The organism is Nonomuraea sp. NPDC049784 (assembly GCF_040659615.1).
Lineage (GTDB): Bacteria > Actinomycetota > Actinomycetes > Streptosporangiales > Streptosporangiaceae > Nonomuraea.
The window spans coordinates 1-11,779 of sequence record NZ_JBFAMX010000297.1; the positions used below are offsets into that span (position 1 = coordinate 1).

General features: G+C 71.1%; 11 protein-coding genes and 1 pseudogene. 8 read left to right on the plus strand and 4 right to left on the minus strand.

Annotation, left to right across the window (positions count from 1 at the left end; genetic code table 11):
* From AB0J09_RS39225 to AB0J09_RS39240, 4 genes and pseudogenes are all read left to right on the plus strand, one after another.
* Window positions 1-192, plus strand: a pseudogene (locus AB0J09_RS39225) (hypothetical protein); the annotation flags it as partial.
* Complete coding sequence (locus tag AB0J09_RS39230) at window positions 189-1,319, plus strand: hypothetical protein (protein WP_360702516.1); 1,131 nt, start codon at window positions 189-191, stop codon at window positions 1,317-1,319. The pseudogene AB0J09_RS39225 and the gene AB0J09_RS39230, both read left to right, overlap by 4 nt.
* On the plus strand, window positions 1,316-2,743 hold the full coding sequence (locus AB0J09_RS39235) for a hypothetical protein (protein WP_360702519.1): 1,428 nt from the start codon (window positions 1,316-1,318) through the stop codon (window positions 2,741-2,743). The genes AB0J09_RS39230 and AB0J09_RS39235 overlap by 4 nt, the downstream gene beginning before the upstream one ends.
* Entirely contained in the window at window positions 2,740-4,032 is a 1,293-nt protein-coding gene (locus tag AB0J09_RS39240) for an AAA family ATPase (RefSeq protein WP_360702522.1), read from the plus strand. Before AB0J09_RS39235 ends, AB0J09_RS39240 begins: the two co-directional genes overlap by 4 nt.
* Window positions 4,033-4,059: 27 nt before the next feature.
* On the opposite strand, the gene AB0J09_RS39245 is transcribed toward AB0J09_RS39240, so the two are convergent.
* Window positions 4,060-4,974: a GNAT family N-acetyltransferase gene (locus AB0J09_RS39245; RefSeq protein WP_360702525.1), complete on the minus strand. Its 915-nt coding sequence runs from the start codon at window positions 4,972-4,974 to the stop codon at window positions 4,060-4,062.
* A gap of 173 nt (window positions 4,975-5,147) precedes the next feature.
* Window positions 5,148-6,719 carry an MDR family MFS transporter gene (locus AB0J09_RS39250; protein ID WP_360702528.1) on the minus strand — a complete coding sequence of 524 codons (1,572 nt, stop codon included), beginning with the start codon at window positions 6,717-6,719 and terminating at the stop codon, window positions 5,148-5,150.
* A gap of 101 nt (window positions 6,720-6,820) precedes the next feature.
* Here AB0J09_RS39250 and AB0J09_RS39255 point away from each other — a divergent pair, with 101 nt between their 5' ends.
* Window positions 6,821-7,366 carry a helix-turn-helix domain-containing protein gene (locus tag AB0J09_RS39255; RefSeq protein WP_360702532.1) on the plus strand — a complete coding sequence of 182 codons (546 nt, stop codon included), beginning with the start codon at window positions 6,821-6,823 and terminating at the stop codon, window positions 7,364-7,366.
* A gap of 90 nt (window positions 7,367-7,456) precedes the next feature.
* A complete protein-coding gene (locus AB0J09_RS39260) occupies window positions 7,457-7,900 on the plus strand; it encodes an ATP-binding protein (protein WP_360702535.1) in 444 nt (147 codons plus the stop codon).
* A 22-nt stretch (window positions 7,901-7,922) separates the two neighbouring features.
* Here the strand turns inward: AB0J09_RS39260 and AB0J09_RS39265 are convergent, their stop codons facing one another.
* Both AB0J09_RS39265 and AB0J09_RS39270 read right to left on the minus strand, forming a co-directional pair.
* On the minus strand, window positions 7,923-8,279 hold the full coding sequence (locus tag AB0J09_RS39265) for a hypothetical protein (RefSeq protein WP_360702538.1): 357 nt from the start codon (window positions 8,277-8,279) through the stop codon (window positions 7,923-7,925).
* A 57-nt stretch (window positions 8,280-8,336) separates the two neighbouring features.
* On the minus strand, window positions 8,337-9,299 hold the full coding sequence (locus tag AB0J09_RS39270; RefSeq protein ID WP_360702541.1) for a Ppx/GppA phosphatase family protein: 963 nt from the start codon (window positions 9,297-9,299) through the stop codon (window positions 8,337-8,339).
* Window positions 9,300-9,557: 258 nt separating this feature from the next.
* On the opposite strand from AB0J09_RS39270, the gene AB0J09_RS39275 reads away from it, so the two are divergent.
* Both AB0J09_RS39275 and AB0J09_RS39280 read left to right on the plus strand, forming a co-directional pair.
* Window positions 9,558-10,373 (plus strand): formylglycine-generating enzyme family protein, encoded by an 816-nt coding sequence (locus tag AB0J09_RS39275; RefSeq protein WP_360702544.1) that lies wholly within the window; start codon window positions 9,558-9,560, stop codon window positions 10,371-10,373.
* A 4-nt stretch (window positions 10,374-10,377) separates the two neighbouring features.
* Entirely contained in the window at window positions 10,378-11,508 is a 1,131-nt protein-coding gene (locus tag AB0J09_RS39280) for a UDP-N-acetylglucosamine--N-acetylmuramyl-(pentapeptide) pyrophosphoryl-undecaprenol N-acetylglucosamine transferase (RefSeq protein ID WP_360702547.1), read from the plus strand.
* The last annotated feature ends 271 nt before the right edge of the window (window positions 11,509-11,779 follow it).

Sequence of the window (11,779 nt, forward strand, 5' to 3'; positions counted from 1 at the left end):
GACGGCACACTGGGCCCGCCCGACCCCGAGCGGGTCATCGAGGCGGCCCGCGCCGAGCTGCGCGTGCACGGCGAACGCGACACGCGGGATCGCGCCGAGCTGGCCCAACGCGCCGCGGCGCAGCTCGGTGACGCGGCTCGCCTGTTCGGCGCCGCTACGCTGAGCACGATCAAGAGGGAGAAGGCGAAGTGAGCGGCTTGAAGCGCGAAGGCGATCACGTGTACCGGCTCGACGCGTTGCGGGGCACGACGCCGCCGCGGCCGCACGACGCCCGCGCGATCGCGGCCCTGGCCGCCAACCCCGGCTGCAGCCGCCGGGCACTCCTCGACGGCGCCGGCATCGACAAGGACGCCGCGGCCCGGTACCTGGGCTTTCCCGCGCCGTTCGGGCAGTCGCCGTTCGCGATCACGCGCGGCAACGTGTTCGAGTCACTGGTCAAGGCCGACGGGTGCGCGGAGTTGCTGCGCATGCTCCGCGAGCTGCTGAATCTGCCGGTCGCCGAGGTCGCCTACCACGACGTCGAGAACGTCGGCGCCCATCTGCGCCACTCCCACACCCGCGCGCTGATCGACCGCGCGGCGCGCGAGGGCCAGGACGCGGGCACGCTGTACGACCACCCGCTGCTCAGCCTGGAGATCGCCGGCCACACCGCCTACCTGGAGCCCGACGTGGTGGCCTTCCAGCTCGGCGGCCGCTTCCACATCGTGGAGATCAAGTCGTTCGCGGTGATCGACGGGCAGGCCGACCCGTCGGCGGTGGCGGCGGCCGCGCGGCAGGCGGCGGTGTACGTGCTGGCGCTGCGCACGCTGCTGGAGGAGCTCGGCCACGACCCGCTGAAGGTCTCGCACGACGTGGTGCTGGTCTGCCCCGAGAACTTCGCCAACCGGCCCGTCGCGACCCTGGTCGACGTGCGCAGGCAACTGGCCGTGCTGCGCCGCCAGCTCACCCGGATGACCACGCTCGACCGGCTGCTCGAGGGGCTGCCCGACGACCTGACGTTCGACCTGCGGCCCGACGAGGACGGCCGGCCCACCCGGCCCGTGGCCGAGCTGGCCGACGCGCTGCGCAGGACCACCGCCCGGTACGCGCCCGACTGCCTGTCCACGTGCGACATGTGCTTCTTCTGCCGGGACGAGGCCCGCCAGGAGGGCGCGTCCGACCTCCTCGGCCGGCAGGTGCGTGACGAGCTGGGCGGGGTGGGCTCGGTGGCGGAGGCGCTCGGGCTGGCCGACGGCGCCCGCGACCCCGCCGAGGGGCAGGAGGAGATCGCCCGGCAGCTCCGCAACGCCGAACGCCTGCGCAGGGAGTGCCTCACGTGAGTTTGCTGACCTCGCTCGCGCGGCTGCGGGCCCTGGACAAGGGCATTGCGCAGCCCGTCGCGACCGTCAGGCACTGCCGTCTGTCAGACCGGCCGATGGTGTTCATCCCGCTCAAGCTGTCGGGCGAGGCCGCCGCTCCCCTCGCCGCCATGCTCGGCACCGACAGACAACGGCCGCAGCTGCTCGTGGTGGCCCAGCCGCGCAACCGCGACCTGCGCTTCGCCTGGGCCGCCGAGCTGGCGGGGGTGCTGCTGCCGTACATCGAGGGTTTCGTGGCCGACACCGAGACGGTGGAGCGCAAGAACGCCGACCCCTACGAGCGGGCGCTGGACGCGCCGCAGCTCATCGTCCCGAACCCGGCCGGCATCGCCTTCACCAGGCTGCTCGGCCGCTCGACGCGCTTCCGCCGCACCGACGGGCCCTATCCGGTGCCCGAGGGGGTGCCGCTGCTGGGGCGGTGGCTGACCTACCTCGCGGAACGGGCGGCGTACCCGGGCTCGTCGCTGATGACGGCGGCGACCGAGGAGCTGGCGCGGCACTGGGCGAGCGGGCAGAGCTCCCTGGAGGACGCCAACCTGGCCGCGCTGCTCGCCTGGATCACCACGGGGCCGAGCGACGAGGCCGAGGACCCGCTGATCTGGCCGCCCGCCGGGCCTGCGACCGATCCGGGGTTCGACGCCGAGGTGCTGGCCCCGGCGATCGAGAACGGGTCGCCCGAGCGGATCACCGAGGCGCTGCGCACCCAGCTGGAGCCGACGTGGCGGCTCATGTGGCAGGCGATCGACCTGCTCTCCGGGCTTCCCGAGGGGGCCGGCGTGGCTCAGCGGTGGGAGCAGGACCGCGGCTCGTTCAGCGGCATGGCGGCGCACATCGCCGAGAGCGCGGCGCCGCAGCCCAGGCGCGACGGGGCGATCGCCGCCGCGGCCAAGCTGGCCCGCATGGAACGCGCCCAGGCCGCCTACGACGTGCAGCGCGCGTACGACGACCCCCTGATCATGGCCGAGTACCGGCTCACCGGGGAGGCGTTCGCGGGCGAGGTGGTCGAGACGGTCCCCGACAACACCGAGGGCGAAGGCCGCTCCCGCAAGCTCCGCCCGCTGGTGGTGATCAAGACCGACGACCCGGTACGCCTCGCGCCCGGCACCTCCCTGGGCACCCCGCAACGCCGCGGCCAGGGCGCCGAGCTGGTGTCGGCCGGCGACGGCCTGGTCACCCTGAAGATCACCAAGGGCATGGGCCGGGGCAAGACGGCGGCGCCCGGAGCCGTGCCCGAGGTCGGGGAGCGCGTCTGCTACACCTCGCTGACGGACGACTTCCAGGGCTCCCCGAACCTCCCCGACGCCGAGGCCACGCCGTGGACGCACGGCGGGCCGCCGCAGGAGTACGTGCCCGACGACGAGGACGCGCAGGAGGAGTGGTCGTGACCGGCAGCCCAGAGCCCGGCAGCCCGGAGCAGGTCATCAGGAACGTCCTCGCCGACCTGCCCCGGCACCGCGGCGTGGTGGTCGACTCGCCGCCGGGGGCGGGCAAGTCCACGCTGGTGGTACGGGCGGCGGCGCACATCGCGGCGACCGGCGAGCCCCTGATGATCGTCGCCCAGACGAACGAGCAGGTCGACGACCTGGTGACCCGCATCTCCGAGAAGCACCCCCACCTGACCGTGGGCCGGCTGTCGGCCGGCGGGTACGTGCCGCCGCTGCGGTTGCTGGAGCTGCCCGGTGTACGGGTCGGCACCCGGATCCAGGATCTGGGCGATCCGGACATCGTCATCGCCACCGCGGACAAGTGGGCCTGGATCGGCGATCGGGTGTGGCCGTGGGCGATCGTGGACGAGGCGTACCAGATGCGCTCGGACAAGCTGCTGCGGATCGCGGGGCTGTTCGAGCGGGCGCTGTTCGTGGGCGATCCCGGACAGCTCGACCCGTTCTCGATCGTGGACGGGGACCGGTGGTCGGGGCTGTCGTGGGATCCGCTGCAGAGCGCGGTGTCGGTCCTTCTGCGGCACAACCCGGACCTGCCGGTGCACCGGTTGCCGGTCTCGTGGCGGCTGCCCGCGTCGGCCGCGCCGGTGGTGTCGCAGGCGTTCTACCCGTTCACCGGGTTCCGCTCGGGCACGTCGCATGGTGATCGGCGGCTGGAGCTGATGACCGGCGGCATGGGGACCGTGCACGACCGGGCCCTGGAGGAGGCGGCCCGGTCGGGTTGGGCGCTGCTGGAGCTGCCCAACCGGCACACGGTCCGTACGGACGGGGAGGCCGTGCAGGCGGTGGCCCTGCTGGCGTCCCGGCTGCTGCAGCGGGGTGCCGTGGCCTCCTCCGAGCAGGGCGAGCGCCCGGTGACGCCGGACCGCATCGCCGTCGGCGCCGCCCACCGCGACCAGGTCGCCGCGATCCGGGCCGCCGGGGTGCCCGCGGAGATCACCGTGGACACGGCCAACCGCCTGCAGGGGCGCGAGTACGACGTGACCATCGTCCTCCACCCGCTCTCGGGGCGGCGCGACGCCACGGCCTTCCACCTGGAGTCAGGGCGGCTTTGCGTCCTGGCGTCCCGGCACCGGCACGCCTGCGTCGTGGTCGCCCGGGCGGGGATCGCGGAGCTCCTGGACGCCCACCCGTCGGCGGAGCCGGTACAGCTGGGGGTGCCGGTCAAGTTCCCGGACGGCTGGGAGGCCAACCAGTCGGTCCTGGACCACCTGTCCCGCCACCGCGTCTGACTCCGCTTCTGGCGCCGCGCGGGCGGGTCAGAGGCGGCGGCGCCAGACGTCGATGACGAGGACCGGGCGCATGCCCGCCGACTCGTACAGCCCCAGTGCGGGGCTCGTGTTGTTGGAGTCGACGTGCAAAATCGTCCCCCTCCGGCCGCGCGCGGCGTCGGCGGTGAAGGCGTGGCGCAGGAGGAAGCGGCCGAGGCCCCTCCCCCGGAACTCCGGCAGGACCGCCAGGTTGGCCACGTAGCCGCAGTCCTCATCGGGGACGAACTGGTTGTTGCCGATCAGCACCCCGGCAGGGCGCCCGTCGATGCGGGCGAGCGTGAGCTGGGACCAGTCGGTGACCGACTGCCCCTGCCGGCGCGCGTACCAGGAGTCGTAGTCGACCGCCACGAACCCGAAGTGCTCGGCGAAGCCCTCCTGCTGCACCTTGTGCGCCTCGCGCCGCACCTCCTCGCTCTCCCCGGTGGCCAGCGTCACCCCGTCAGGGGGGACGGGCGGTTCCACGGGGCCCGAGTAGTCGATGCGCATGCGGTAGAAGCTGGTGCCGGGCTCGAAGCCGAACTCCTTGGCCAGGGCCGGCTTGGCCTCGTCGGCGCGGAAGACGTCGAGATCCACGGTGACGCGGTCGTGGCCGCGCTCGGCCCCCAGCTCGCGGGCCCGGTCGATCACCAGCCGCAACAGCTCGTCGGCCAGGCCCTGCGCCCTATCCGCCCCAGGGCGTACGATCACCTGGACGTGCACCAGGTCGCCGTCGCCGATGCGGTGCGCCCAGGCCCAGCCGGTGAGGCGGCCGTCGGCGTCGCGGGCCAGCCAGCCGTCCTTGTCGCGGTCGAAGCCGGGCTCGACCAGCTCGTCGGCGACGTCGTCGAGGGTCACGTCGGGGGCGCCGATCACCGCGGTGTCATAGGCGGCGATGAGCTCGTGGATGGCCGGGGCGTCTTCCACGCGTGCGCGACTGAAGGAGCACTGCATAGCGGGCATTGTTCACAAAACGCCCGACGCATGCCTCCTATTTTTCACCACCGGCATGCCGAGGGCGCCAACGCCACGGTGCACGTGGTGGCGTTGACGCCCTATTCATGCGATCTCTCCAAAGAGGACCGCGTTCGACCGGCTGTTCAGCCTGCCGCCGGGGTGACGGCCTTCTCGTTCGAGGCGGCCACGGGGCCGCCCCCGCGCAGCGGGATCTCCTTGATGAACGCCGCCAGTACCGGCACGACGACCGCGAAGGCGATGGCCCACCAGAAGACGCCGGAGATCGAGGTCGCCAGCGACTCCAGCAATCCGGTGCGCATCTGGGCAGGCATGTGCGCGACCGCCGCGGGGTCCATCCGGCCGCCGCTCTTGGCGATCCGATCGGCCGCCTGCGCGCCGAACCGGCCGGTCAGCTCGGACACGAAGTGGTTGTTGAAGATCGCCCCGAACAGCGAGACACCGAACGAGCCGCCGATCGACCGGAAGAACGTGGTGGCGCTGCTGGAGACGCCCAGGTCCTTCTGCTCGACGCTGTTCTGCGCGATGAGCATCGTGGTCTGCATGAGGAAGCCCATGCCGAGGCCGAGCACGGCGATGTAGACGCCGGTCTGCCAGCCGGGCGTGGCCACGTCCATCGTGGACAGCAGCCACATGCCCACGGCCATGCCGACGCCGCCGAGCACCGGGTAGATCTTGTACTTGCCGGTCGCGGTGATGGCCTTGCCCACGAACAGCGACACGACCATCGCGGCGCCCATCATCGGGAGCATGAGCAGGCCGGAGTTGGTGGCCGTGGCGCCCTGCACCATCTGCTGGAACAGCGGCAGGAAGTTGATCGCGCCGAACATCGCGAAGCCCAGCAGGAAGCCGATGATCGAGATGAGCGTGAAGTTGCGGTTGCCGAACAGCTGCAGCGGCATGATCGGCTCGTCGGTCCTGCGCTCGACCGCCACGAAGGCGACCAGGGTGACCACGGCGATCGCGGCCAGGCCGAGGATCTGCCAGGAGCCCCACGTGTACTGGTTGCCGCCCCAGGCCGTGATGAGCACCATCGCGGTGATGCTGACCGACAGCAGGATCGCGCCCAACCAGTCGATGCGCACCTTGTTGTGCAGCTTGGGCAGGTGCAGCCGCAGCACGATGACGACCAGCGCGATCGCGCCGATCGGCAGGTTCACGTAGAAGGCCCAGCGCCAGTCCAGGTTGTCGGTGATGAAGCCGCCGACCAGCGGGCCCGCGATCATCGCCAGCGACATGATTCCGGCCATGATGCCCTGGTACTGGCCGCGTTCGCGCGGCGGCACCAGGTCGCCGATGATCGCCATCACGTTCACGATCAGGCCGCCCGCGCCGAGCCCCTGGATCGCGCGGAACGCGATCAGCTCGCCCATGCCGCTCTCCGGCCCGCCGAGCAGCGCCGACCCCGCCATGCCGCAGAGCGCCGAGCCGATGAGGAAGATGACGATCGAGATGAGAAAGATGTTCTTGCGCCCGTACAGGTCGCCGATCTTGCCCCAGATCGGCGTCGAGACGGTCGTGCCCAGCACGTACGCCGTGACGACCCAGGACAGATGCGTCAGACCGCCGAGCTCCCCGACGATGCGCGGCATGGCCGTGCCCACGATCATGTTGTCGAGCATCGCCAGCAGCATCGCTAACAGCAGCCCCGGCAGGACTACCATGACCTCGCGGCGCCGTCCGACTGCCTCCGCCACCACACACCCCCATGTAGTTCCAGACTTGCTTACTTGCCGCCCGGCAAGCATAGAATAAATTAGATACTTACTTGCCGGCCGTCAAGTCGAAAAGGTGTGAAGTGCGGGAAGACACGCGAAGCCGAATCCAGGACGTCGCGCTCAGGCTGTTCACCGAGCAGGGCTACGAGGCGACCTCGCTTCGGGAGATCGCCGAGGAGCTCGGGGTGACGAAGGCCGCCCTGTACTACCACTTCAAGACGAAGGACGACATCGTGGCGAGCCTCGTCGACTCCCGGCTTGCCGAGCTCGAGGAGTTGCTCGCGTGGTTCAAGGGCCAGCCGAAGACCCCGGAGGCGCGGCGCGAGCTGATCGAGCGCTACGCCGAGCTGCTCAGGGGGACCCGGCACATCGGGGTGCACCGGTTCCTGGAGCGCAACCAGACCGCGATGCGCGACCATCCGACGCTCATCAAGACCCGCGAGAGGATGATGGAGCTCACGACCGAGATGAGTGAGCCCGGCGCCACGCCTGTAGAGCGCATCAGCCGTTCGATGGCGCTCTTCTCGCTGCACGCCGGAAAGTGGCTGCTGCAGGAGAGCGAGCTCTCCGAAGACGAGGTCCACAAGGCCACCCTGGAGGTGGCCCGGCGCCTGCTGGAGCCATAGCTTTCGGACTTTGAACGTCTAAGGGGACGATTGGCTCACCGGATCGAGGGCAGGAGGCTCAAACGCATCCAAGTGGGAGGAGAGTCGGCAGTGGAGGCCACGATAGCGCTCCGGTTGCCCAGGGATGCGGCGAGTGTCCCACTGACCAGGCAGATGCTGGACGGCACGCTGCGGTCACTCGGCGTCGATCCGCAAGTACGCGATGACATCGAGCTCATGCTCACAGAGGCGTGCTCCAACGTGATCAGGCACGCGGAGCCGAGCGACGACTACACGGTCAGCGCGACCGTCCACGATCATCTGTGCGTCATCAAGGTCATCGACGCCGGAAACGGGTTCGCCGCGGACAAGGACCCGAACAAGATCGTCGCCCCCGAGCCCAGCGCCGAGCACGGACGCGGGCTGCAGATCATGCGCGCGCTCGCCGATGACATCCGCTTCGTCAACAGGCACGAGAACGGGGCGGTGGTCTGCCTGGAAAAGCGGCTGCGGTACGCCCCCGGGGCGGCCGGCCAGCACCTCATGGCCACGTAAGACGGCGCTGTTTCGGGCGCGGTCAGGGGTTGGTGTGCCGCTCCACCGGGCGGTGCGCGTGGAGCCTCGAACGGCGCGGGTCCCCGCCGCCCCGGCCTTCCCTGGGGTGGGCGCCACCCAGCGGGAAGCGGCGGCGCAGCCGGGGCATGCTCCCGCTCAGCTCCGCCCGCAGCCGGGCGGGCACCGCGCTCCCGCTGAGCTTCAGCGTCAACCGCGGCCGGCGCCGGGTCAGCCGCCGCCACAGTCCGGGCCAGTCGGCCATCGAGCCGGCCAGCACCGCGAAGCCGACCAGGGCGGCCACCGAGATGGCCAGCACGGCCAGGACGATGAGCAGGAGCACGGTCATCAGGGAGCCGATCGTGCCGATCACTTCCAGCATTTGGCGAAAGTGCCCGACGACCAGCGCTCTATGCCAATTTCTTGGGATATATCGGCCTTACTCCGATATTCCGCCGTTGAGCTGGTCGAGCCGCCCGGGCAGGAGGTCGAGCCGGCGCAGTATCACTCCCTCACGCAGTGCCCACGGGCACACCTCCAGCCGCTCCACCTCGAACAGGTCCATGGCCGCGTCGGCGACCAGCGCCCCGGCCGCGAGCTGAGCCGCCCGCCCCTCGGACACACCGGAGAGCTGGGCCCGCTCGGCGGCGCCCATGGTGGTCAGCTTGATCGCCCAGTCGGCCATGTTCTCCCTGGACAGTGAGCGCGAGATGTACGGGCCATCGCTCGAGGGCGCCGCGCCGGCGATCCTGGCGAGCTGCTTGAACGTCTTGGACGTGGCCACCGCGCGGTCGGCCTCGCCGAATCTGGCGACGTCGCCGACCGTGCGGGCGATCTCGGTGCGTACGTGCTTGCGCAGCTTGCGCACCTCCTCCGGGGACGGCGGGTCGCCGGTGAACCAGTCACGCGTCAGCCGCCCGGCGCCCAGCGGCAGCGAGACGGCCACATCGGGCTCCTCGTCCACCCCCGCGGCGATCTCCAGCGAGCCGCCCCCTATGTCGAAGGCCAGCAGCCGCCCCGACGACCACCCGAACCACCGCCGCACGGCCAGGAACGTCAGCCTGGCCTCGTCGCGCCCGGACAGCACCGCGATGTGCACGCCGCTGCGCGCCTCGACCTGCGCGAGCACCTCCTCGCCGTTGGCCGCCTCGCGCACGGCGGAGGTGGCGAAGGCCAGCAGGTCCTCCACCCCCTTGTCCTCCGCCAAGTGCACGGCCTCCTCGACGAAAGCGGCGAGCCGCTCGATGCCCTCGTCGGCCAGCCGGTTGTCCTCGTCCAGGTATTCCGTGAGGCGCAGCCCCTCCTTGTGGGAGTAGGCAGGCATGGGCCGGGCACCCCTGTGGGCGTCGACAACCAGTAAATGGACAGTGTTCGAGCCGATGTCCAGCACGCCGAGTCGCATGGGAAAACGCTACCGGTCTGCGGCTTTGACAGCGAAGCGGAGCCTGAAGTGGCCGAGCGTGAGGGCCGGCGACTGCGCGGCCGTGACCTGGGGCGGCCGCGTGATCGTGGGCATGTCTCAGGGACTACCCTTCCTAGGTGTCGTGACACGTTTGGGGGATCTTTGAGCGCTTGCTGTGGCCCGAGCAGAGACGGAGCCGCCGCGGAGCCGTACCGGCAGCCCGTCGGGATCGCCGTGCGGCGGGAGGCGCCGCGCGGGATGGTCCGCGTACCGGGCGGGACGTTCCTCATGGGCGGGGACGACCCGGACGGGCGGCCCGAGGACGGCGAGGGGCCGGTGCGGGAGGTCCGGCTGGAGCCGTTCATGATCGACCCGGCGTGCGTGACGAACGCCCAGTTCGCCACGTTCGTCAAAGAGACCGGATACGCCACCGAGGCGGAGCGGATCGGCTGGTCGTTCGTGTTCCGTCAGTTCGCCGCGCGCGGGGTGATGGACGCCACCGTGCCGGGCGCGCCCTGGTGGGTGGGGGTCGAGGGCGCCACGTGGCGCTCGCCGGAGGGCCCCGGGTCGTCAGTGGGCGACCGGCAGAACCATCCCGTCGTGCACGTGTCCTGGAACGACGCCACCGCGTACGCCACGTGGGCGGGCAAGCGGCTGCCCACGGAGGCGGAGTGGGAGATGGCGGCCCGCGGCGGTCTGGAGCGCAAGCGCTACCCGTGGGGCGACGAGCTGGCGCCCAAGGGGCGGCAGCGCTGCAACATCTGGCAGGGCCCCTTCCCGGCCGCGCCCAGCAAGGGGACGGTGCCGGTGAAGTCGTTCCAGCCCAACGGGTACGGCCTCTACAACGTCTCCGGAAACGTGTGGGAGTGGACGGCCGACTGGTGGGGCACGGAATGGGAGCCGTTCGCCGACAGCCCGGCCGGTCCCGCCGAGGGCACGGCGAAGGTGATCCGCGGCGGCTCGTACATGTGCCACGACTCCTACTGCAACCGCTACCGCGTGGCCGCCCGCACCTCCAACACGCCTGACTCCTCGACCGGGCACACGGGTTTCCGTTGTGCGGCAATAATCTGATCGCATGTCACGAACCCTGCGACTGTTGATCACCGGCGGCGGCACCGGTGGTCACACCTATCCGGCTCTGACCACCCTTGCGGCCGTCCAGCGACGTCAGGTGCCGCACGACGTTCTCTGGGTGGGCACGGCCAACGGCCTGGAGGCCCGGATCACGGCCGAGCACGGCATCCCGTTCAAGGCGATCACGACGGGAAAGCTGCGGCGCCGCCCGAACCTCAAGGAGCTGGGCACCAACATCGCCGACGTGTTCCGCATCCCGATCGGGGTGCTGCAGGCGGTGGGGCACGCGGCCCGCTACCTGCCCGATGTGGTGCTGTCGACTGGGGGGTACGTGGCGGTGCCCATCGGCGTGGCGGCCAAGCTGATCCGCCGGCCGCTGGTGATGCACGAGCAGACGACCGTGATCGGGCTGGCCAACCGGATCCTGGCCAGGCTGGCGACCAGGATCGCGCTGTCGCACGAGTCGTCGCTGGACTATTTGCCGGCCTCGGCGCGGTCCAAGGCCGTGGTGACGGGCAACCCGATCAGGCCGGAGCTGCTGCAGGGCAACAGGGCGGCGGCGTACGACCTGTTCGGGCTGACGTTCGAGGTGCCGCTGATCTACGTGACGGGCGGCGCGCAGGGCAGCAAGCAGATCAACACCTTGATCGCGGAGATTCTCCCGCGGCTGCTGGGGCACGCGCAGATCGTGCACCAGTGCGGGCCCGCGTGGATCGACCAGATGCGGGCCGTGGAGCTGCCCCCTGATCTGGCCGATCGCTACCATCCGGTGCCTTATGTGGGCGGGGAGCTGGCCGACCTGTTCGCCGCGGCCGACGTGGTGATCTCCCGCAGCGGCGCCGGGACGGTGTCGGAGCTGACGGCCATCGGCAAGCCCGCCGTGTTGATCCCGCTGATCCCGACCGGTGGTGACGAGCAGCGCAAGAACGCCGGGTACCTGGCCTCGGCGGGAGCGGCGCGGGCCCTGCTCGAGCCGAATCCCTCTGCCGAGCAGCTGCTGTCCGAGCTGATGCCGTTGCTCGCCGACCCGGAGCTGCGCCAGACGATGGGGCAGGCGGCGGCGAAGCTGGGCCGCGTTGACGCGGCCGACGCGCTGTGCGACCTCCTCCTGGAGACCGCCCGCCCCACCTGACGGCTCTCGCTCCCTGGGGGCTGTCCCCTTCACCACTCACCCCTAGGGAGCCCAGCCGAAGTGCGGGCCGTACTTCGGCTGAGGTCGCTTGGGGGGCAGACGGCACTACGCGCCGCACGAAGGCGAGGCGCCGTACTTCGGCCGAGGGGTGCCGTCCGGGGCAGGTGACGGGCGAAGGGGCAGCAGCCGGGGTGCGGGGGAACGCCGCGCGGGACGGCCGGGGATCAGGGGTCGAGGTGGCGGAAGGCCTCGTGGGCGGAGCGGACGCTGC

Coding starts and splice junctions, on each gene's coding strand:
- AB0J09_RS39265 (WP_360702538.1), bottom strand. CDS start 8,279: ATGCTGGAAGTGATCGGCACGATCGGCTCCCTGATGACCGTGCTCCTG.
- AB0J09_RS39270 (WP_360702541.1), bottom strand. CDS start 9,299: ATGCGACTCGGCGTGCTGGACATCGGCTCGAACACTGTCCATTTACTG.
- AB0J09_RS39275 (WP_360702544.1), top strand. CDS start 9,558: ATGGTCCGCGTACCGGGCGGGACGTTCCTCATGGGCGGGGACGACCCG.
- AB0J09_RS39280 (WP_360702547.1), top strand. CDS start 10,378: ATGTCACGAACCCTGCGACTGTTGATCACCGGCGGCGGCACCGGTGGT.